General features: G+C 48.2%; 15 protein-coding genes. 9 read left to right on the top strand and 6 right to left on the bottom strand.

Features of this window, described 5'->3' with window-relative positions:
- Positions 1-297: 297 nt before the first annotated feature.
- The 4 genes from feoB to CFT61_RS09560 all read right to left on the bottom strand — a co-directional run bounded on the left by feoB (position 298) and on the right by CFT61_RS09560 (position 8,354).
- Positions 298-2,829 carry a ferrous iron transport protein B gene (gene feoB, locus CFT61_RS09575; RefSeq protein WP_089544218.1) on the bottom strand — a complete coding sequence of 844 codons (2,532 nt, stop codon included), beginning with the start codon at positions 2,827-2,829 and terminating at the stop codon, positions 298-300.
- 231 nt (positions 2,830-3,060) lie between these two features.
- Complete coding sequence (secA, locus tag CFT61_RS09570; protein ID WP_089544217.1) at positions 3,061-6,402, bottom strand: preprotein translocase subunit SecA; 3,342 nt, start codon at positions 6,400-6,402, stop codon at positions 3,061-3,063.
- A 236-nt stretch (positions 6,403-6,638) separates the two neighbouring features.
- On the bottom strand, positions 6,639-6,998 hold the full coding sequence (locus CFT61_RS17265) for a hypothetical protein (RefSeq protein ID WP_254918926.1): 360 nt from the start codon (positions 6,996-6,998) through the stop codon (positions 6,639-6,641).
- A gap of 78 nt (positions 6,999-7,076) precedes the next feature.
- Positions 7,077-8,354, bottom strand: a complete 1,278-nt coding sequence (locus tag CFT61_RS09560) for an Lnb N-terminal periplasmic domain-containing protein (RefSeq protein WP_254918925.1) — start codon at positions 8,352-8,354, stop codon at positions 7,077-7,079.
- Positions 8,355-8,520: 166 nt separating this feature from the next.
- On the opposite strand from CFT61_RS09560, the gene CFT61_RS09555 reads away from it, so the two are divergent.
- The 4 genes from CFT61_RS09555 (at position 8,521) to CFT61_RS09540 (ending at position 14,165) form a co-directional block, all read left to right on the top strand.
- The gene (locus CFT61_RS09555) at positions 8,521-9,813 is read left to right on the top strand and encodes a hypothetical protein (RefSeq protein ID WP_089544215.1); all 1,293 of its coding nucleotides are present in this window, start codon (positions 8,521-8,523) and stop codon (positions 9,811-9,813) included.
- A 57-nt stretch (positions 9,814-9,870) separates the two neighbouring features.
- Positions 9,871-10,530 (top strand): LPS export ABC transporter periplasmic protein LptC, encoded by a 660-nt coding sequence (lptC, locus tag CFT61_RS09550; protein ID WP_142990605.1) that lies wholly within the window; start codon positions 9,871-9,873, stop codon positions 10,528-10,530.
- 41 nt (positions 10,531-10,571) lie between these two features.
- On the top strand, positions 10,572-11,840 hold the full coding sequence (locus CFT61_RS09545; protein ID WP_176425568.1) for a hemolysin family protein: 1,269 nt from the start codon (positions 10,572-10,574) through the stop codon (positions 11,838-11,840).
- Positions 11,841-12,014: 174 nt separating this feature from the next.
- On the top strand, positions 12,015-14,165 hold the full coding sequence (locus CFT61_RS09540; RefSeq protein ID WP_089544213.1) for a peptidylprolyl isomerase: 2,151 nt from the start codon (positions 12,015-12,017) through the stop codon (positions 14,163-14,165).
- Between the two features lie 137 nt (positions 14,166-14,302).
- On the opposite strand, the gene CFT61_RS09535 is transcribed toward CFT61_RS09540, so the two are convergent.
- Entirely contained in the window at positions 14,303-16,774 is a 2,472-nt protein-coding gene (locus tag CFT61_RS09535) for a GumC family protein (RefSeq protein WP_089544212.1), read from the bottom strand.
- Between the two features lie 58 nt (positions 16,775-16,832).
- The gene (gene rfbA / locus CFT61_RS09530) at positions 16,833-17,711 is read right to left on the bottom strand and encodes a glucose-1-phosphate thymidylyltransferase RfbA (RefSeq protein WP_089544211.1); all 879 of its coding nucleotides are present in this window, start codon (positions 17,709-17,711) and stop codon (positions 16,833-16,835) included.
- A 297-nt stretch (positions 17,712-18,008) separates the two neighbouring features.
- Between rfbA and CFT61_RS09525 the strand changes: the two genes are divergently transcribed.
- The 5 genes from CFT61_RS09525 to CFT61_RS09505 all read left to right on the top strand — a co-directional run bounded on the left by CFT61_RS09525 (position 18,009) and on the right by CFT61_RS09505 (position 21,781).
- Positions 18,009-18,659 (top strand): hypothetical protein, encoded by a 651-nt coding sequence (locus CFT61_RS09525; RefSeq protein ID WP_089544210.1) that lies wholly within the window; start codon positions 18,009-18,011, stop codon positions 18,657-18,659.
- A gap of 90 nt (positions 18,660-18,749) precedes the next feature.
- Complete coding sequence (locus tag CFT61_RS09520) at positions 18,750-19,043, top strand: hypothetical protein (RefSeq protein ID WP_089544209.1); 294 nt, start codon at positions 18,750-18,752, stop codon at positions 19,041-19,043.
- Between the two features lie 26 nt (positions 19,044-19,069).
- Positions 19,070-19,360 (top strand): cell division protein ZapA, encoded by a 291-nt coding sequence (locus CFT61_RS09515; protein ID WP_089544208.1) that lies wholly within the window; start codon positions 19,070-19,072, stop codon positions 19,358-19,360.
- Between the two features lie 25 nt (positions 19,361-19,385).
- Positions 19,386-20,918: a ribonuclease Y gene (gene rny, locus CFT61_RS09510; protein ID WP_089544207.1), complete on the top strand. Its 1,533-nt coding sequence runs from the start codon at positions 19,386-19,388 to the stop codon at positions 20,916-20,918.
- 164 nt (positions 20,919-21,082) lie between these two features.
- The gene (locus CFT61_RS09505) at positions 21,083-21,781 is read left to right on the top strand and encodes a tRNA 2-thiocytidine biosynthesis TtcA family protein (protein WP_089544206.1); all 699 of its coding nucleotides are present in this window, start codon (positions 21,083-21,085) and stop codon (positions 21,779-21,781) included.
- The last annotated feature ends 287 nt before the right edge of the window (positions 21,782-22,068 follow it).

Below are 22,068 nucleotides of genomic sequence, written 5' to 3'. Positions count from 1 at the left end.
TTCTGCCCTTAATGATAATTGTTTCTGCCCTTAATGGAATTCTATGTTCAACACTGCTGAATGTAAGTTCAACACTGCTGAACATAAGTTCAACACTGCTGAACATAGGTTCAATACTGCTGAACATAGATTTCTATTAGGGACAGAAACATTTTTCTTATGGCTTACCAAGAACTTTCCTGCTACTCCTGACATTTCCTGCAGGTAAGAACGGCCTTCATTCTTATGAGCAACAAACAAAAAGGGTGTGACTAATCGACTAGTCACACCCTTTTTGTTTGAATTTACGTTGTTATATTAGATGAACAAGCTTCCTATCTGGAAGACCAGGGCTGATACTACCCATGCCAATAGCGTGGTGTAGCCGGCGGCGAAGCCTGCCCATTTCCAACTGCCCGTCTCGCCCTTGATGGCTGCTATCGTGGCGATGCAAGGGAAGTAGAGCAATACGAAGAGGAGGAAACAGTAGGCGGTGAGCGTTGCCTTAGATTCCGCCTCGGCATCGCTGTAACCGTAGGTCTTCTTCAAATCAGAAGTCATCTGCTTCTTCAAAACCTCGTATTTTCCGTCTTCATCGTTGTAATCCTGATCATCAGAGAAACTGTCGTTGTTGCTGTAGAGCACGCCCATTGTTGAGGCTACAATCTCCTTGGCACCTACACCGGAAACCAAGCCCACATCTAACTTCCAGTCAAAACCCTGTGGGGTAAAGATAGGCTCGATGGTCTTACCGATTCTGCCGATATAGCTCTGCTCCTGCTGTGCCTGGTTGTCAAGTTCCTCATTGTGAGGGAAGTAGCCCAAAGCCCAGACGATGATACTTGCCACGAGGATGATGCCACCCATCTTCTTCAGATACTGCTTACCCTTTTCCCAGGTATGGCGGCCTATCGCCTTCCAGGTAGGGAAGCGGTAAGGAGGCAGCTCCATTACGAATGGAGTATCTTCGCCCTTCACCACGAAACTGGCAAAGATGCGGCTCAATATCACCGCAAGGAAGATGCCGATGAGATAGAGCGATACCATGATGAGCGAACGGTATTGGATGGCAAAGAATGTTCCGATGACCATGATGTAGATTGGCAGGCGAGCCGAACAGCTCATCAATGGCAATATCAGCATCGTTATCAGACGGGAACGGTGACTCTCGATGGTTCTTGTTGCCATCACGGCTGGTACGTTACAGCCGAATCCCATAATCAGCGGGATGAATGACTTGCCATGTAGGCCCATCTTGTGCATCAGCTTATCCATGATGAAGGCGGCACGAGCCATATATCCCGAATCCTCCATATAAGAAATGAAGAAATACAGAATCAGAATCTGTGGCAGGAATACGATGACCGCACCAACACCACCAATCACACCATCTACCAGCATATCCTTCACTGGTCCATCCGGCATTGTATTGCTGATGAACTCGCCCAGCCATGCCACGCCGTCCTCAATCCATCCCTTAGGAATCTCGCCCAGCACGAAGGTGGCTGAGAACATGATGAACAGCAGGAGGACGAAGATAGGGAAGCCTACATATTTATTGGTCAGGATGCTGTCGATGAGATGGGTTACCTGATAGGTATCCTTTGCCTTGCCCGGTTCATAGCCCGCTTCCTGCAATGCGCCATGGATAAAACCGTATTTGGCATCCATGATGGCGGTTTCGCTATCTTCCAGAGTCTCTTCCTTCACACGCTTGGCTGCCTCATTGCGGGCTGCGAAGATTTCCTTGGCCGATTTCAGATGACTTATGTATTCCTCTGCGTGCTTATCATTCTCCAACAACTTGATGGAGAGGTAACGGGTAGAGTAGCGCTGGCGGATGGAATCATCTGCCTTCAGATATTTCTGGATATGCTCGATGCCGTGCTCTATCTCATGTCCGTGGTTGATGTGGATATGGCGATAGTGAGCGCTGGAATCTTCCTTGCCTTCGTAGAGTTCGATGATAGTCTCGAAGAGCTTATCCACGCCTCGACCATTGGTGAAGACGGTAGGAATCATCGAGATACCGAAGAGTTCGCCCAGTTTGTCGTAGTCGATGTTATCGCCACGCTTTTCGGTTTCATCAAACATGTTGAGGGCACAGACCATGCGGATGTGCATGTCTATCAACTGAGTGGTGAGATAGAGGTTGCGCTCCAGGTTGCTGGTGTCGATGACGTTGATGACGATATCCGGCGTATGCTCGATGAGCTGCTTGCGTACATAGAGTTCTTCTGGAGAATAGGCTGAAAGCGAATAGGTGCCCGGCAAATCTACCAGATTGAAGTGATAGCCGTTGTATTCAGCTTCGCCCACCTTGGCATCCACGGTTACTCCGCTGTAGTTGCCCACACGTTCGTGAGCACCCGATGCGAAGTTGAACAATGAAGTCTTTCCGCAGTTTGGATTTCCCACCAGTGCCACGTTGATGACGCGGTGGAGTCTTTCTGCTTCCTGTTCTGCCAAGGCTTCGTTGCTGGCAGAGTCTTTTCTTTCTGCCACGAGCATCTTGTCGCCGAGCGCCTGCTCGTCGCTATCGTTGGAATCTACTACTTTTGAGTCAATTACCTGCTGGCGGTCTTCTTCTTCCGCCTTGCAGAGCTGTGCATCATGCTTGGCTTCCTCGATGGAAACCACCTCGATATGGTCAGCTTCGCTGTGTCGGAGTGACACCTCGTAACCCATAATCTTGTATTTCACAGGGTCCTGGAGTGGGGCGTTCAGGAGCACATCAACCTTCTTTCCCTTGATGAATCCCATCTCAATGACTCTCTTTCTGAAGCCACCGTGTCCTGAAACCTTGACGATAACGGCGCTTTCACCTGTTTTAAGTTCTGATAATTTCATATATCTTTCCTTGAATTAACCTTATTTTCTCTAGAAACTGGCTTTATTGCCAGCTCTTTTTTCTTTTCGACTGCAAAAATACTAATAATTATTTGCAACTCGGTAGCAATGAAGTTATTTATAACAAAAATACCTAGAAATGATGAGAGTATCATCAAATCTAGGTATTCTTATCATTATTTCTTGTGATGGCAAGATTTCGTTGTCATCACTTATCATCCTTTCTGGTGATTAGATGTTTCTGCCGTGGCAGTTCTTGAACTTCTTTCCGCTGCCGCATGGACATGGATCGTTAGGACGAGGCATATGCTCGGCACGGTATGGAGTGCGGTTCACCTGGTCAGCTCCCTCTCGGGTATCCTGGTTGGCTGCTGCCTCCTGTGCTGCACGCTCTGCATCGATATCCACCTTGCTCTCTACGTAGTTCTGCTGGGTGTGCTGCTCTGGTGCTGCCTCCTGAACTGGCTGCTCCTGCTCCATGACAGGAATCTGACCACGCATCAGGATGCTGGCGATGCGGTCGTTCATATCATTGATCATAGCGTCCCATACCTTTGCACTCTCCAACTTGAAGATGAGCAATGGGTCCTTCTGCTCGTAGCTGGCATTCTGTACAGAGTGCTTCAACTCATCGAGCTTGCGGAGGTTCTCCTTCCAGTCATCATCGATGATGTGGAGTACTACGCTCTTCTCGAACTCCTTCACTACGTTCTTTGCCTCAGTCTCGTAAGCTTCCTTCAGGTTGCATGCGATGTTGTACATACGCTTGCCGTCGGTGATAGGCACCATGATGCGCTCGTACATCGCACCCTGGTTTTCATACACCTGCTTGATGATAGGCATTGCTGTAGCCTGGATGCGGTCGGTCTTGCGCTTGAAGGCAGCCATAGCCTCCTGGAAGGCACGCTCTGCCATCTCGTCGCGTCTGCCGTTCTCGTATTCCTCCTCTGTGAAAGGAATCTCCATGGCGAGAACCTTCAGGAACTCTTCCTTGGCACCGGTGAAGTCGTTGTTGTTCACGATGTTCAGTACGCGGTCCCAGATTACGTTGGCGATATCCATACCGATACGCTCACCCATCAGGGCGTGGCGACGCTTTTCGTAGATAACGGTACGCTGACGGTTCATCACGTCATCATACTCCAAGAGGTGCTTACGGATACCGAAGTTGTTCTCCTCAACCTTGCGCTGTGCACGCTCGATGCTCTTGCTGATCATTGGGCTTTCGATACGTTCGCCATCCTCGAAACCGAGACGGTCCATTACCTTGGCAATACGCTCAGAAGCGAACAGACGCATCAGCTTATCCTCCAATGATACATAGAATACAGAAGAACCTGGGTCACCCTGACGTCCGGCACGACCACGGAGCTGGCGGTCAACACGGCGGCTCTCATGACGCTCTGTACCGATGATGGCGAGACCACCTGCAGCCTTCACCTCTGGGGTCAGCTTGATATCGGTACCACGACCTGCCATGTTGGTAGCGATGGTTACGGCACCCTTGCCATTTACTGAGCGACCAGCCTCGGCTACGATCTGAGCCTCCTGCTGGTGCAGCTTGGCGTTCAATACATTATGAGGAATGTTGCGCATCTTCAACATCTTGCTCAACAACTCAGAGATTTCTACAGATGTGGTACCAACCAATACTGGGCGACCAGCATTGCGTGTCTCCTCAATCTCATCGATGACGGCACGATACTTCTCGCGGGCAGTCTTATATACACGGTCATCCAAGTCCTTACGCAGGATAGGGCGGTTGGTAGGAATCTCAACTACATCGAGCTTATAGATATCCCAGAACTCACCAGACTCGGTGCTTGCCGTACCGGTCATACCTGCGAGCTTGTGGTACATACGGAAGTAGTTCTGGAGTGTGATGGTAGCGAAGGTCTGTGTTGCAGCCTCTACCTTTACATGCTCCTTAGCCTCTACAGCCTGGTGCAAGCCATCGCTCCAGCGGCGACCCTCCATGATACGACCTGTCTGCTCATCCACGATCTTCACCTGACCGTCCATGACAACATACTCATCGTCCTTATTAAACATGGTGTAAGCCTTCAAGAGCTGCTGCAAGGTGTGAACACGCTCGCTCTGTACGCCGTAGTGAGCCAGCAACTCGTCCTTGATATCCAGACGCTCCTGGTCTGAGATGTCTGTGCGAGCTTCCAGTTCACTCATCTGTGTAGTGATATCAGGCAATACGAAGAGCTCTCTATCGTTCACCTGCTTAGCCAACCACTCTGTACCCTTATCGGTCAGGTCGGCAGAGTTCAGCTTCTCATCAACCACGAAGTACAAAGGCTCAACAGCCTTAGGCATCTCACGGTTGTTGTTTGCCATATAGAATTCCTCGGTCTTGAGCAATCCTGCCTTGATACCCTCCTCAGAGAGGTACTTGATCAATGGCTTGTTCTTAGGCAGCGCCTTGTAAGAACGGTAGAGTGAGAGGAAACCTTCCTCGAGCATCTGCTGGTTCTTGGTCTTGCCGCCCTCTGTAATCTTCTGCTTAGCCTCGGCGAGCAACTCGGTAGCCTGCTTGCGCTGTACCTCGTAGAGCTTCTCTACCAGTGGCTGGTACTGCTCGAACATCTGGTCGTCGCCCTTTGGAATAGGACCAGAGATGATCAATGGAGTACGGGCATCATCGATCAGCACGGAGTCAACCTCATCGACGATGGCGTAGTTGTGCTGGCGCTGTACCAGGTCGCTAGGGTTGGTAGCCATGTTATCACGCAGGTAGTCGAAACCAAACTCATTGTTGGTACCGAAGGTGATGTCTGCCATATATGCCTTGCGGCGCTCGTCGGAGTTAGGACGATGCTTGTCGATACAATCTACAGAGAGGCCGTGGAACATATAGAGAGGTCCCATCCATTCAGAGTCACGCTTAGCCAGGTAGTCGTTCACGGTTACTACGTGTACACCGTTACCAGTCAATGCGTTGAGGAAGATAGGGGTGGTACCTACGAGGGTCTTACCCTCACCAGTAGCCATCTCGGCAATCTTACCCTGGTGCAGAACGACACCACCGAAGAGCTGAACGTCGTAGTGGATCATTTCCCACTTCATATCGTTGCCGCCGGCAGTCCAGTGGTTGTGATAGATAGCCTTGTCACCGTCGATGGTCACGAAGTCGTTGGCTGGGTTTGAAGCCAGCTCGCGGTCGAAGTCTGTAGCAGTAACTACGGTCTCCTCGTTCTCAGCGAAGCGGCGTGCTGTATCCTTTACGATAGCGAAAACCTGAGGCAAAACCTCGTTGAGTGCAACCTCATACTTGTCGAGTACTTCCTGCTCCAACTTGTCGATCTGGTTGAAGATACCTTCACGCTCGTCGATAGGAGTGTCCTCGATCTTAGCTTTGAGTTCGGCAATCTTAGCCTTCTCTTCCTTAGCGTACTCCTGTACGTACTTCTGGAGTTCCTTTGTTTTTGCACGAAGTTCGTCATTGCTCAAGGCATTCATCTTAGGGTATTCTGCCTTGACTTTCTCTACGATTGGCTGGATCAACTTCATATCGCGAGTTGACTTGTTGCCAAACAATGACTGAAGAATTTTGTTAAAGTTCATTGTATATTTATTTTTTATTATTATTCGATGTATGATATAGGAGTTAGAGAAGTTAGGGAGTTTTAGGAGCTAAGACAAATGTGGTCTGTCAGTCCTTTTTCCTCTTCTGCTTTTTCCTGTTGTTTGTTTACTAGCTTGCAAAAATACAAAAAATATCTGTAAATCTGCAATATTTTACCAATTATTGCCCTTTCTGGCTGCATTTCTTGCTAGTTTTGCAGTCAGAAAGCACATAATCAGCAGTTTGGACCTCGAATAACAATGCTTCCGAAGGGTGCTTTGTACTTATGCACCACAACGGGGTGAAAACAAATATTTAAATGTGAATCTGTCAGAATGTCAGTCTTGACAGCTGCAAGCACAGCTGCCTGATGGTAATGATGCTCTGACATGTTTTCCTCTTCGGAAGCCTGCTTGATGGCTTTGATGACATAGAGGATGTCCTCCTCCAATGCCTTCGCCTCCGGTTGCTGGATGAATTCATCGTAGGATATATCCGTGAGCGCAAACTTCAGCGCCTGCTGATAAGTCTGCGCCTCCATGCCGGTTGCCGCCAGGACAACCAAAAGGGCTGTGATATATCTGTTTACCATCATTTTATTTCCTTTATTTATGTAACTTTTGAAAGTCTTTTTTAGAGCATCTTCTCTCTGTTTCGGTTTGGAGAAGTGTCTCTACTTGTCTTTTCTGAGTTTATTCATTAATTGTTTCTGTATAGCCAGCTTGCTGCTGTTGAGGTCGAGCAGGGTTGACTTAATCGCATATCTCATCAGCAAAGAGAATGCCAAAGTGCTCATTCCTTCGGCATAGCTCTGCCAGATTTGCAGGAGCAATGCTACGAGCAGGCACCATCCCCATACCTCGTAATACCAGTAGAGCTTGCCTTTTCTCATCTTCGAGATGGTTTTCCAAGCGAAGATGAGGTTCACTGGGTTCAGCAGCAGAAGCTGGAAGTTGATCTGCACGGTAGGGTGCTGCGAGAAGATCATCGCAAAGAGGATAATGCCCGGCAGACCCGTCAAGATGAGCAGGAAGGCATCAAACCCCCAGAAGTTCTTCTTCTTGCGCCATTCGATGATGCTCACGCCTATGATGATGATGGCGATGAATGTTGCCACCATGATTGGGGTGATGGGTTCCGATTCTGTCACCTGTGCCTGCTTCGGTATCAGGTAGCTGGTGCTATCTACCATCGTGATATAGCCCTCCTTGCCGTTGTAGTATCGGGTGCTTGCCAGATCCTGGGTCGCATTCATATTGTCTTTTCTGCCTTCTGTGGCAAAGTCACGGCTCAGGTTGTCCGGCAGGAACTCCCATTCACGCTTGCTGATAGGCCGGTCGGAAAGATAGCCCAGGAGCAGGTCGTTGCCGAAACGGCTCCATCGGTGGTCTCCGTTCAGCTTGTGGATTTCCTGGCGATAGGTGGATTGGGTTTCCTTATCATCAAAGTTGGTGTTGCAGTAACCGATGTTGGTGAGAATCATCTCCCTTGCACGGGTGGTGCAGTTGTCGAAGAAGAAGTTGTACCGGTAGGTACGGTTCTCCGGCTTGGCATTCTCCTCGATGGCATGCAGGATGTTGATCTTCTCGTCCCTGGAGAGATTGATGCGCTGCTGGCGTACCCATCTTCCTTCTGCTGCATATTCGGCGAGGAAGTCGGTCATTGGGTAAATGCCGATCTGGTAGTCGGTGAGTCCGAATACGAAGCGCAGGATGAAGAAGTTCTGCCTGAAACTGAACATGCCCCAGTTGACTGCCACGTCGCTTCCGTGCATCTTGTCCTGGATGCGCAGGGCTGAATGACCGTAGTACGACCATACCTCGTTGCCTGGTCCGCAGGTGAGGAGCGAAATATCTACCGAGTCGAGCCAGGATGTAGCATCCTCATTGACACGACTGTTCTGCACAGAAATGTCAGGAGTCTGATAGCCTGAAAAATCCTGTGCTGTCACATTAGTAGTTAAATTGGTTAAAATAACCGCTAAAATGACGCCAAAAATATGCTTAAATCGTTTCACGATGCAAAAATAACTTATTATTTTGGAATATCCTTCTTTTTTCTAGATTTTTTTTAATACTTTTGCACTCTGAATATAATTTTGACTGATTTATATATAAATGAGAAAGTTTATTTTAGCAGCCCTCTTGTTGGGTTCTACTCTTATGGTTAATGCCCAAAGCGGTACTAATTCTCCATACAGCCAGTATGGTTTAGGCGTTTTGTCTGAACAGACTTCTGGCTTCAACCGTGGTATGAATGGTGTTGGACTTGGTTTTCATGAGCATAATCAGATTAACTATCTGAACCCTGCTTCCTATGCTGCCATCGACTCCATGACTTTCATCCTGGATGCAGGTATCTCGGGTCAGGTAACCAACTTCAACGAGAACGGGGTGAAGAAGAATGCCAATAACTCCAATCTCGAATATGTGGTAGCAGGCTTCCGCCTCTTCCGCCATCTGGGTATGAGTTTCGGTATTATCCCTTTCACCAACGTGGGATACAACTATTCTACCAGCGGATGGGTGAACAAGAACGACAAGGATGTTACCTACACCAACTCCTACGAGGGTGAAGGCGGTTTGCATCAGGTATATGTGGGTGCCGGCTGGTCTCCGCTCAAGGGCTTGTCTGTCGGTGCCAATATTGGCTATATCTGGGGTTCCATCGACAGAACCGTGCAGAACTACTATAGCAACAGCTATTATAAGTCTCTTTACCGCACCTATGGTACTCGTGTGAACAACTACAAGATCGACCTGGGTGTGCAATATACCCAGAAGTTGTCGAAGAAGGATGAGGTAACCCTGGGTGTCACTTATTCGCCAGGTCATAACCTGCATGCCGATGCCGATATGAGCATCATTTCTTCCAATGTGCAGACCAGTACATCTGATACACTTGCCTTCAGCATCAAGAATGCCTACGAGTTGCCTACGATGTATGGCGCCGGTTTGATGTGGAATCACAACAACCAGTGGAAGATTGGTGTAGATTACAGTCTGCAGAAATGGGGCAGCCTGGGCTATCCTACCTACGAGGCTAACAGCAGCGAGCCTTGGGCATTGCGCGATGGGGTGTATAAGGATCGCAGCAAGGTGAATGTCGGATTCCAGTACTGCTATGGTGAGCGCAGCCGTGCTTTTCTCAAGCGTGTGGCTTACCGTGCCGGTGTGAGCTTTGCTACACCATATTATAAGGTGAACGGCGTGGATGGCCCTAAGGAGCTTTCTGTAAGTGCCGGTTTCGGTATTCCTATCATGAACTCCTACAACAACCGTTCGCAGTTGAATATCAGCGGCCAGTGGGTGAAGAATTCGGCTACCGGACTTATCAAGGAGAATATCTTCCGCCTGAACATCGGATTCACTTTCAACGAGGATTGGTTCAAGAAGTGGAAGATGCAGTAATCTGCCCATATTGTGGTGTCTTCTTCGGGAGATGCCACATCTTCTATATATATAATAATGTATAAGATTAAATATTTCATAGTAATAGGTGTCATAGTTTCCTGGGTTTTGGTTGCCTGCCAGAATCCGGTAGAACATACTGCGCCTGCTATCCACAACAGAGACTCTGTGGCGATGATGACTTCGTATGGCGTCAATACGCTCATCAGTGATTCGGGTGTCATCAAGTACCGCATCGTTACCGAGCGATGGGAGGTGAATACCAACCGTGTGCCTTCCCGCTGGATTTTTGATAAGGGTATGCTGCTCGAACAGTTTGACGAGAAGTTCCACATCAACAGTTATATCCAGTGCGATACGGCTTATTACTTTGATCAGGAACGTGTCTGGAAGCTTTATGGCCGTGTGCGCATCCTCACTAAGGATGGTCTTCGTTTTACCAGCGAGCAGCTCACCTGGGATGAGAACAAGCATGAACTCTCCAGCCATGTGTTCAGTAAACTCGTTACTCCGGAGCGTACCCTTCAGGGTTCCTATTTCTGGAGCGATGAGCGTATGACCCGCTATTTTGTGAGCAATTCTAAGGGTAGCTTCGAGAAGGACGACTTCGGTGGTGGAGGCAGTTCATCTTCTACTTCATCATCCGATTCTACCAGTGCGCCTATGCGCCAGCCGGCAACACCGCAACGAGCCACCACCATTCCTGTCATGCATTGATAGGGTAGGAGGAAATATGTTTTTTAACGATATAATGTATCATGGAAGAAGTTGATATAAGTCTGATAGTGAGTATCCTCATCACGATGGTGTTTTCTGCATTCTTTAGTGGAATGGAAATAGCCTTCGTCTCCTCCAACCGTATGTTGGCGGAAATGGACAAGGAGAAAAACGGACTTACGCAGCGACTCTTGTCGCTCTTTTATAATCATCCCAACGGATTCGTCAGCACCATGCTGGTGGGCAACAATATAGCCCTCGTAGTATATGGTATCCTGATAGCCCGTCTGTTTGATAATACCATCTTTGCTGGTCTGGATGATGGTGTCAAGGTTACCTGCGATACCATTCTCTCTACACTCATCGTGTTGTTTACGGGTGAGTTCCTGCCGAAGACGCTTTTCAAGTCGAATCCAAACCGACTGCTGTCCATCTTCAGTCCGTTTGCGTATCTGTGCTACGTCATTCTCTGGCCTATCAGCAAGTTCAGTACCTTCCTCAGCAAGGGATTGCTGCGCATGGTGGGTATGAAGATGGAGTCTGAAGAGGGGGATGAAGGCTTTTCTAAGGTAGATCTTGACTATCTGGTGCAGTCGAGCATCGACAATGCCACCAATGAGGACGAGATCAACGACGAGGTGAAGATTTTCCAGAACGCCCTGGATTTCTCAGATACCAAGGTGCGCGACTGTATGGTGCCACGTACCGAGATTCAGGCGGTGGAGATTGATACCTCGCTGGAGGAACTCCGCCAGAAGTTCATCGAAAGCGGAAACTCCAAGATCATCGTCTATGAGGATGATATCGACCATATCGTGGGCTACATCCACAGTTCTGAACTCTTCCACAATCCGAAGAGATGGCAGGATCATATCCGCACGATGCCTTTCGTGCCGGAGACCATGCAGGCGCAGAAGCTGATGCAGACCTTCCTGCAGCAGAAGAAGTCGCTGGGCGTTGTGGTAGATGAGTTTGGCGGAACCAGCGGACTGGTGAGTCTGGAGGATATCGTGGAAGAGATCTTCGGCGATATCGAGGATGAGCACGATTCTGCGAAGTATGTAGCCAAGAAGACCGATGACGGCGACTATCTGCTGTCGGCTCGTCTGGAAATAGACAAGGTGAACGATCTGTTCGACCTGGATCTTCCGGAGAGTGATGAGTATATGACTCTGGGTGGACTCATTCTTCACGAATATCAGAGCTTCCCGAAGCTGAATGAAGTAATTAAATTCGACAAGTTTGAGTTTAAGATTATCAAGTCCACATCCCGCAAGATAGAACTTGTGAAACTCCACGTCATCAAATAGTTGGATGAGAAGAGGGAATTTTTCGACTTTTTTGCGTTTTCAGCCAAAAAAGATACCGAAAAATTCCCTTTTCTCGTATTATTTTTGTATTTTTGCAACCAATTGGCTACTTGCATCAAAAGCAGTACAATCCTAATAAGGAAAAAATAAAATAATAATAATAATTAAAACGTAATGGCAGCATTAGGAACAATTAGAAAAAGAGGCGTGATACTGGTATGTATTATCAGTTTCGGTCTTTTCGCCTTCATTGCTGAGGAAGCTTTCCGCTCTTGCGATTCTGCAAAGAACAATGAGCGTCAGCAAATCGGTGAGGTGTATGGCGAGAAAATCAGCGTGCAGGATTTCCAGAAGCTCGTTGATGAGTACACAGAGGTTATTAAAATGCAACAAGGTCAGGAAAACCTTCCTGAGGAGCAGATGAATCAGGTGAAGGACATGGTATGGAATACATACGTACAGAACCAGATCATTGCCCAGGAGGCTAGCAAGTTGGGTCTTACCGTAACAGACGCAGAGCTTCAGGATATCTTGAAGACTGGTACAAACCCAATGCTTCAGCAGACTCCATTCGTAAATCAGCAGACAGGTCGTTTCGACGCATCTTCTCTCCAGAAGTTCCTGGCTGATTACAAGGCTCAGAAGGCTAACCCATCTGCTAATCCTCAGATGATGGAACAGTACACCAAGATTTTCAACTACTGGTCATTCATCGAGAAGACACTCCGTCAGCAGACTTTGGCTCAGAAGTATCAGTCACTCCTGGCACACTGCTTCCTTTCAAACCCTGTAGAGGCTAAGATGGCTTTCAAGGAGGAGAACGAGGAGAGCCAGATCCAGTTGGCTGCCTTCCCTTATTCTGATGTTCAGGACGACAAGGTGAAGGTAGAGGAGAGCGACCTGAAGGCTAAGTATGACGAGATGAAGGCTCGTTTCAAGCAGCCTGTAGAGAGCAGAGATATCAAGTTCATCGATGTTCAGGTTGAGGCTTCCAAGACCGACCGTGCAGCACTCAACAAGGAGTTTGCTGAGTATCATGCACAGCTCGCTGCTGCAGCTGATCCTGCAGAGCTTGTTCGCAAGTCAGCTTCTACTGTAGCTTACCTGGGTATCCCAGTGAGCAAGGAGGCTTGGCCATCAGACATTGCTTCGGCTATCGATTCTATGGCTGTAGGTGCTACTTCTGCAGTAAAGGTTAATGCTTCTGATAATACATTGAACATCGTGAAACTGATGAGCAAGCAGCAGTTGCCAGACTCTATCCAGTATCGTGTCATCCAGGTGGCAGCAGCTTCTCAGGCTGAGGCTAAGACCAAGGCAGACTCAATCCACAGCGCTCTTGCTGCTGGTGCAGACTTCGAGGCACTCGCTAAGAAGTATGGTCAGACTGGTGAGAAGGCTTGGATGACTACCAAGCAGTATGAGTATGCTCAGACTATGGATAAGGACAACAAGGCATTCATCAACACATTGAATACAGCTTCTGTCAATGCATACAATGAGCTTCAGCTCGGTCAGGGTTATGTCATCCTCCAGGTTTGCGACCGCAAGGCAATGGTAACCAAGTATGTGGCAGCAGTCATCAAGAAGGAGATTCAGTTCTCTAACGATACTTACCGTACAGCATTCAACAAGTTCTCTAGCTATGTAAGTGCTAATCCTAAGTCAGAGGATCTCTTGAAGAATGCAACCAAGAGCGGTTATCGCGTACAGAACCTGAATGATATGACAACAGCTACTCACTATGTAGCCAACATCCATTCTACCCGTGATGCCTTGAAGTGGATCTTCGAGAGCAAGGAGGGTGAGGTTTCTCCTATGTATGAGTGTGGCGACAACAACCACTTGCTCGTAGTAGTATTGGATAAGATTCATCGCATCGGTTACCGCGACTTGAGCGATCCTCAGGTTAAGGAGATGGTAAAGGCTGAGGTCATCAAGGACAAGAAGGCTGAGCTGATTATGGCTAAGGTAGCTGGTGTGAAGAGCATCGCTGCTGCTAAGGCTAAGGGTGCCAAGATTGCTACCGTTAATCAGATTACTTTTGCAGCTCCAACCTTCATTTCTGCTACAGGTGCCAGCGAGCCAGCTGTTTCTGGTGCTGTTTCAGCTACCAAGAAGGGCGCTTTCGTAGCTAACGCAGTAAAGGGTAACGCAGGTGTTTATCTCTTCCAGGTTACTGGCAAGACCAACCGTCCTGTTAAGTTCGATGAGAAGGCTTATGAGCAGAAGTGCCGCCAGAAGGCTATGCAGTATGCCGGCAACTTCATGAACGAGCTTTATATGAAGGCTCACGTAGTGGATAACCGCTACTTGTTCTTCTAATTATAGTAATTATCATTTTCTATTATTTGGGCGTGTCACGATTCTTTTGTGATGCGCCCTATTTTTTTGATGCATAAAAAAACGTGCAGCACTTTGATTCAAGTGCTGCACGTCGTTTTTTTATCGTGATTCAAGATCTAGATCTTGATGCTGTCATCATTGGTGTTGTTGCTGAACAAACCGTAGGAACCGAAAGAACGGTTGCCGTTTTTGCTGTATTTGCCAAATCCGTAACTGTATGCGAACTTCTTCTTGGAGAGGTCGATATCGTTGATTACGATTGAGATATTTGGCAGTTTCTTCTGCTCATCGAGCTTGTTGATGTAAGTGAAGCTAGACTTGGTTGAGAAGTCTGCGCGGCAAACGAACAGGGTTCTGTCTGCCAACTTGCTGAGCTGCAGGGTATCTGCTACCAGACCTACAGGCGCTGTATCAATGATCACATAGTCGTAGTGCTCTTTCAGCAGAGCGATGGTCTGCTTCAGGCTCTTTCTTACCATCAGTTCACCAGGGTTGGCTGCTGTTGGACCTGCCATCAGCAAGTCGAAGTTGTGGTTCACGCCAGATGCTACGATCTGATCTTTTACTTCCTCCCAGTTGCATTCCTCTTTGGCAAGGATGTTGGTGATGCCGTGCTGGCGGTCGCTGATGCCGAAGAGTTCTGCCATTCTAGGCTTTCTGATATCGAGTCCCACCATGATGGTCTTCTTTTCCAGCAGAGCGAGGCTCATGGCAAGGTTCGAAGCGATGAAGGTCTTGCCTTCTCCGGTAGTGGTAGAGGTCACGATGAATACCTTTTCCTTGTCGTCACCTGCCAGTTGCAGGTTGGTACGCAATCCTCTGAAGATTTCCGACATCAGGTTACTCTTGTTTTCCTGTATCACGATGTTACCCTTGCTTCCGTTGGCGCTGGCAGTAGGGATGTCTCCGATGATAGGGAGCTGAGTCAGTTTCTCTACATCGTCGTGGCCCAGAATCTTGTTGCGCAGCAGTTCGCGCAGGTAGATGATACCGGCAGGGATGGCAACACCCAGGATGAATGCGATGAGCAATGCGATGATTCCCTTAGGGCTTACCTTATCTACGAAGGCTGCAGGCTCGATGATCTTTGCCTTGTCGGCGGTTGATGCCAGCGACATGGAAGTTTCCTCACGCTTCTGCAGCAGCATCAGGTAAAGACCTGAGGTAACCGACTGCTGACGGCCGATCTGTGTCAATGCCTTCTCCTGTTCTGGAGTCACACCGATGGTCTTCTCGTATTTGCTTGCCATGTCGGCGATGCTGTTACGCTGGATCTTCATATTGATTCTTGCCTGGAACATAGCTCGCTTGATGGCAGTCATCAGGTCTTCCAGCTGTGCTGTGATAGGGGTTACCACTGGCGAATCCTCGCTCGCACTGTGCAGCAGCTGCTTGCGGGTCAGGGCAAGGCTGTTGTATTGTCCGATCAATGCCGTAGCACTCTCATCCTCCAGACCTACGTTGGTAGGGATAGGCTGATACTTGTTGGCTGGCTGATCCATATACTTACCGATCTCGTTGAGCAGTTCCACCTGCATATTGGCCTTGTTCAACTCCTGGTCAAACTGGTCGGAACTCAATACAGCCTGCTTGGCGTTCAGTCCGATGTCCACCATACGGTTCTTCTGCTTGTACTTCTCCAGGTTGGTATCGTTGCCGGTCAACTCTGTAGAGATCTTTGCCAGTCGGCTGTTGATGAAGTCTTCTGTGCGCTTCTGTATCTCGTTCTTGTCGATGTTTGCCTGATAGTTGTAGGCATCAATCAGACCATTGAGGAAGTCAACGCCTCTTTCTCTGCTCTCATCGTTGAAGGTCAGCTCCACGGTGTTAGCCGTCTTCTTGGTCTGGTTCATGGTCAGACGCTTGAAGTATTCCTTAGAAGCCTTGAAAGGAGATATCATCTCCACCTTCAGCTCAGTACCTTCCTTCAGCTCATAGACAGGGTTCTGTGTCAGGGTCAGTGTACCCGCCTTGGTTCTGATCTGTGCCGGGAGTTTGGCGATGGTTTTGTTGATTTCGTAAGGAGCCTTTTCGAAGGTTTCTGCATCGATAGGCTTGAAATACTTACCCTTTACGTGGTAGCTGCCTCCCTCACGGGTGATGGTCAGCTTCATCGGAGCATTCAGCTGCTTCAGGCTGGTGGTGTCCATGTCCACGTTTACTTCCTGCTTGGCATAGATCAGCGTATCTACCAGCATGCCGCCGTGCTTGTACTCTGCGTAGAGCTTCAGGTTCTTGATGGTCTGCTGTACTAGAAAGCGTGAGTTCAGAATTTCCGTCTCGTTGTCGATACCGTTGGAACTGGACATGAATCCCAGACTCAGGTTCGACATCGCCGCAGCCGCTGCACCGGCAGCACCGCCGCTCTTCTTGGATTCATCATCCTTGATCAAAATCTTCGTAGAACTCTGGAATACCTTTGGTGCCAGCTTCACGTAAGCCACTGCAAGGGCACAGCAGAGAACAATCGAGAGAAGGAACCATTTCCAGTTCAGGATCAGAGTGGAATAGATGGTCTGAAAGTCGAGCGCCGACTGTTCTTCCTGCTCCTGCAAGTCCTCAAGTTCGTAATTCTTGTTTTCTTCCATTTTACTATTAATGATATTCTTATTTTATTCTGTTGAAATCTCAGTCTTGAGTCAGAGCTTATCTGTTGTCAGTAGCAATAGCCATCAGATACTGTCCGTATCCGTTCTTGAGCATCGGTTCTGCCAGTTTCTTCAGCTGTTCCTTGCCGATCCATCCCTGGTTGTAGGCTATCTCTTCCAGGCAGGCTACCTTCAGTCCCTGGCGCTTTTCTATCACCTCTATGAAGGTGCTGGCTTCCGAAAGACTGTCGTGGGTACCGGTATCAAGCCAGGCAAAACCGCGCTGCAGGGTTCTTACCTTCAGGGTCTTCTCTGCCAGATAGTGCTGGTTCACTGTGGTAATCTCCAGCTCTCCACGCGCACTAGGCTTGATGTGGTTCGCCACTTCCACCACGCTGTTCGGATAGAAGTAGAGTCCCACTACGGCATAGTTGCTCTTAGGCTGTGCCGGCTTCTCCTCGATGCTCAGGCAGTTGCCGTCCTTGTCAAACTCCGCCACGCCGTATCTTTCCGGATCGTTCACGTAGTAGCCGAATACGCTTGCCTGTCCTGCTTCGGCTGCCTTCACGCTCTCCTTCAGCAGTCCGGTAAAACCGGCTCCGTAGAAGATGTTGTCGCCCAGCACGAGGCAGACGTCATCCTTCCCTATGAATTCCTCACCGATGATGAACGCCTGAGCCAGTCCGTCAGGCGAAGGCTGTTCAGCATACTCGAAGTGAACCCCCAGTTCGCTTCCGTCGCCCAGCAGTCTCTTGAATCCAGGCAGGTCGAAAGGCGTAGAGATAATCAGAATTTCCTTGATACCAGCCAGCATCAGTACCGATACGGGATAATATATCATAGGTTTGTCAAAGATAGGAATCAGCTGCTTGCTGATGCCTTTTGTGATAGGGTACAGTCTGGTACCCGAACCACCTGCTAATACGATTCCTTTCATATCTTCTTCTTGTTTCTTTCCTTTATTAATGGGAAAAGTTCTTATTATACCTTATATTATATGTTGCACGTTCCGCAGTCAGTGTAGTCTCTGGGCGGAACAGAAAAAACGTCTTTAAAAACGTGGCAAAGTTACTAAAAAATATTGAGCGGTGAAAATAATCAGCCTAAAATCTTCATATAATATAGGAAAAATATACTTTAAGGGAAAAAAACTACTTCTTAATTTGGGTATTTTGCGATTTTATTGTATTTTTGCAGAACATTTAAGAACATTAATGAATAAATAAGATTAAGAATGGGAATATTTTCTAAACTATTCAGTCGTAAAGACGAAGATAAGAAAGTAGGTGGAATGGAAGACTACATGACCCTGGTCCGTGTATATTTCCAGGCAGCCTTGGCTTCACAATTAGGTATCACCAATCTGGCTATGCTTCCAGACCTCCGTGTCTTCAAGACCAGCCTCCATGTTCCTACCGTCAACAACCGTCTGGGCATCGGCGAGAAGGCTCAGGTCAAGAAGATGATGAAGAACCTCTATGATACCGACGATAACTTTTTCAAGGAGATTGATGCCAGCATCCGCAAGAACTGCCAGAAACTCCAGGATGTCAATACCTATCTCATCCAGTTCCAGAACTTCACCCAGGATCTGATGATGCTCATGGGCAACCTGATGAAGTTCAAGCTTCGTCTGCCAAGCTTCATGAAGAAGACCCTCTATAAGCTCACTGCACAGACTGTGGACGATATCTTCAACAAGAACGATTTCTCGGATGCCAGCGTGCTCAAGACCGTGGTAGGCTTGCGCCACTTTAACACCCGTCTGAAGTTCAGCCAGCAATGGGTTACCGATTTCACCTTCCAGGTACTGATGTTGGCAAAGAAGGAGCCACGTCCATCCGATGAAGAGGTGGAAAAGGCAAAGCAAAAGATGGGAAAGTAGCCAATATTCTCCCAAAAAGATAAAAAAATAGGAGAATATTTGTTTTTTTCAAATTATTCTCTTAAATTTGTAGCCAAAAAATAAAAAGGCATGAGTGCTAGTGAGAAAACAATCAATACGTTTGCCACAAGAGTAAGGCAGATGATTCTCAAGTTTGAAGATATCAAGCATGAGAATGCTGAGCTGTATGCGATGGTGGATGAGCGCGATGCCAAGATCAAGGAATTGCAGGAGAAGTTGACTCAGGCAAAGCATGATTACGACAGTCTGAAGATGGCGAAGATGATGACGATTTCCGACTCCGACATGGAGACCACCCAGAAGCGCATCGCCAAGCTCATCAGAGATGTCAACAAGTGTATAACGCTACTGAGCGACAAGTAATAACTATTGGAGCGGAGGCAGATCAGATGGAAGATAAATTACAGATCAGATTACATGTATATGATACCGACCTCACGGTAAGAATACCGAGAGAGGATGAGGAGTATTATCGTAAGTCGTCTAAGTTGATCGATGAGATCGTCAATTCGTATGCGAAAATCTTTAAGGGGCGCAAGAGCGACAAGGAGATTTTGTATATGGCTCTCATCGACGTGGCTTTGAGATTCGAGAAGGAATCAGATAAAAATGATACCCAACCATATAATGATATTCTGGACAAGCTGACTGCGGAGATAGAAGATACCTTGGCTAAGTAAGAATATTAATAATTATAATATATATATGGTAACAATAATAGCGGCCCTGATAGCTCTCGTGTTGGGAGGTATCGTGGGGTATGTCATTTTCCGTTATGTCATTAAGGGAAAATATAATGAAATGATAGATGCTGCCAGCAAAGAGGCAGAAGTGGTAAAGGAGAAAAAGCTTCTCGAAGTGAAGGAGAAGTTCCTCAATAAGAAAGCCGAGTTGGAGAAGGAGGTGCAGCAGCGCAACTCCCGTATTCAGCAGAGTGAAAACAAGCTCAAGCAGCGTGAAATCTCGCTCAACCAGCGACAGGAAGACCTCGGTCGCCGCAAGCAGGAGGTAGAGCAGTATCAGCAGCGCATCGACAATGAGAAGAAACTCCTCGCCGTGAAGCAGCAGGAACTCGAGAAGATGCAGAAGCAGGAGCAGGCTAAGCTCGAAGAGCTTTCCGGTCTCAGTGCCGAGGAGGCGAAGAGCCGCTTGGTAGAAAGCTTGAAGGATCAGGCTCGTCTTGATGCAGCCAGCTACATCAATGAGATCATGGATGATGCCAAGCTCAATGCCAACCAGCAGGCTAAGAAGATTGTAATCCAGACCATCCAGCGTGTGGCTACCGAGACAGCTATCGAGAACTCTGTCTCTGTATTCCATATCGATAATGATGAGGTCAAGGGACGCATCATTGGTCGTGAAGGCCGTAACATCCGTGCCCTCGAGGCAGCCACCGGTGTGGAAATCGTGGTAGATGATACTCCTGAGGCTATCGTTATTTCAGCCTTCGACCCTGTGCGCCGTGAGGTTTGCCGTCTGGCTCTCCATCAGTTGGTAGCCGATGGCCGTATCCACCCAGCCCGTATCGAGGAGGTGGTAGCCAAGGTGAAGAAGCAGTTGGATAATGAGATCATCGAGACCGGTAAGCGTACAGCCATCGACCTCGGTATCCATGGTCTGCATCCTGAGTTGATCCGTATCATCGGTAAGATGAAGTACCGTTCATCTTATGGTCAGAACCTCTTGCAGCATGCGCGCGAAACCGCCAATCTCTGTGCGGTGATGGCTTCTGAGCTGGGCTTGAACCCTAAGAAGGCAAAGCGTGCCGGTCTGTTGCACGATATCGGTAAGGTGCCAGACGAGGAGAGCGAGTTGCCACACGCACTCTATGGTGCCAAGATTGCCGAGAAGTACAAGGAGAAGGCAGATATCTGCAATGCCATCGGTGCTCACCACGACGAGATGGAGATGAACACCCTTCTGGCTCCTATCGTACAGGTGTGTGATGCTATCTCAGGTGCCCGTCCAGGTGCCCGCCGTGAGATTGTAGAGGCATATATCAAGCGATTGAACGATCTTGAGGCTATTGCCATGAGCTATCCTGGCGTAACAAAGACCTATGCCATCCAGGCAGGTCGTGAACTTCGTGTCATCGTGGGTGCCGACAAGATGAGCGATGAGCAGAGTATCAAGCTCTCTGATGAGATTGCAACCAAGATTCAGAACGAGATGACCTATCCTGGTCAGGTGAAGATCACCGTGATTCGTGAGACTCGCAGTGTAGCTTACGCTAAGTAAGAAGGAATCAAGCGATAAAACGCGTTTTCATATATTCGAAGTTTAAATTGTCGTTTCTCTCCTTTATAGGATGAGGAATGTATTTGATAAAGTCGCTGTTCTCTAGGGGACAGCGGCTTTTTTCTTTCATATCATGTACGGCTACATTTATATAATATAATGTGATGAAAGCAGAACAGAAGATTTTAAAGCGATTCAATAAAGGATGCGTGGATTATCACCTTTTGGAGGATGGTGACCGGATTCTCATTGCCTTGAGCGGCGGAAAGGATTCCCTGGAACTGTTGCGCCTCTTGGCTCAGCGTGCCCGCATCTATAAGCCGCATATCGAGGTGGAGGCGGCGCATATCATTATGGATAACATCCCTTACGAGACCGACCGTTCTTATCTGCAGGCATTTTGTGCAGAGAATGGCATCAAACTCCATATCCTGCATAGTTCTTTCGATGAATCCACCGATCCCCGCAAGACCCGTTGTTTCCTTTGTGCCTGGAACCGCCGCAAGACACTCTTCGAGTTTGCGGTGAATAATGGTTTCAATAAGATAGCCCTGGGTCATCACATGGATGATATCCTCGTAACTTTCCTGATGAATATCACCTTCGAGGGTTCTGCCTCCACGATGCTTCCTAGTCTGCGGTTGAAGCATTATCCGCTCACCATTATCCGTCCCCTCTGTCTGGCGCATGAGAAGGATATCCGAGAGGTGGCAGAGGAGTTGCAATTCACGAAGCAGAAGGCGCTGTGTCCGTACGAGGAGACCACGCGTCGCAGAGATATGCAGCAGATCTTCCAGCAGCTGGAACAGCTGAATCCCGAGGCGAGATACAGTCTTTGGCGGGCGATGATGAATAGGGGATAAGGTCTGGTAGGTTTTAGCAGGTATCTCTGATAGTACTTACGATGCGTAAAGCGGCTTGTATCGCTTATTGCCTCACTATGGCACAACATTGCCCCTTACCAGGGCAATAATCTGCCATTGCCAGGCACAAAACGATACGTCGGGAGTTTTTTATAAAAGCACCACTCTTCTTTTTACTCTTCACTCTTCACCAAATCGGCTGAAACCCCGATAAACACTGGGGGTGCGAGAGGTGAAGAGTTACGCACCACTCTTCACCACTCTTCACCTTATCACAAAGTCCTGAC

The organism is Segatella copri (genome assembly GCF_002224675.1).
GTDB classification, from domain to species: domain Bacteria; phylum Bacteroidota; class Bacteroidia; order Bacteroidales; family Bacteroidaceae; genus Prevotella; species Prevotella copri_U.
The sequence above is the reverse complement of the archived record's forward strand: the minus strand, read 5'-3'. Positions and strand labels throughout refer to the sequence as shown.

Coding starts and splice junctions, on each gene's coding strand:
- CFT61_RS09505 (WP_089544206.1), top strand. CDS start 21,083: ATGAAAGCAGAACAGAAGATTTTAAAGCGATTCAATAAAGGATGCGTG.
- feoB (WP_089544218.1), bottom strand. CDS start 2,829: ATGAAATTATCAGAACTTAAAACAGGTGAAAGCGCCGTTATCGTCAAG.
- CFT61_RS09540 (WP_089544213.1), top strand. CDS start 12,015: ATGGCAGCATTAGGAACAATTAGAAAAAGAGGCGTGATACTGGTATGT.
- CFT61_RS09515 (WP_089544208.1), top strand. CDS start 19,070: ATGGAAGATAAATTACAGATCAGATTACATGTATATGATACCGACCTC.
- CFT61_RS17265 (WP_254918926.1), bottom strand. CDS start 6,998: ATGATGGTAAACAGATATATCACAGCCCTTTTGGTTGTCCTGGCGGCA.
- CFT61_RS09555 (WP_089544215.1), top strand. CDS start 8,521: ATGAGAAAGTTTATTTTAGCAGCCCTCTTGTTGGGTTCTACTCTTATG.
- CFT61_RS09520 (WP_089544209.1), top strand. CDS start 18,750: ATGAGTGCTAGTGAGAAAACAATCAATACGTTTGCCACAAGAGTAAGG.
- secA (WP_089544217.1), bottom strand. CDS start 6,402: ATGAACTTTAACAAAATTCTTCAGTCATTGTTTGGCAACAAGTCAACT.
- lptC (WP_142990605.1), top strand. CDS start 9,871: ATGTATAAGATTAAATATTTCATAGTAATAGGTGTCATAGTTTCCTGG.
- CFT61_RS09535 (WP_089544212.1), bottom strand. CDS start 16,774: ATGGAAGAAAACAAGAATTACGAACTTGAGGACTTGCAGGAGCAGGAA.
- CFT61_RS09525 (WP_089544210.1), top strand. CDS start 18,009: ATGGGAATATTTTCTAAACTATTCAGTCGTAAAGACGAAGATAAGAAA.
- rfbA (WP_089544211.1), bottom strand. CDS start 17,711: ATGAAAGGAATCGTATTAGCAGGTGGTTCGGGTACCAGACTGTACCCT.
- CFT61_RS09545 (WP_176425568.1), top strand. CDS start 10,572: ATGGAAGAAGTTGATATAAGTCTGATAGTGAGTATCCTCATCACGATG.
- rny (WP_089544207.1), top strand. CDS start 19,386: ATGGTAACAATAATAGCGGCCCTGATAGCTCTCGTGTTGGGAGGTATC.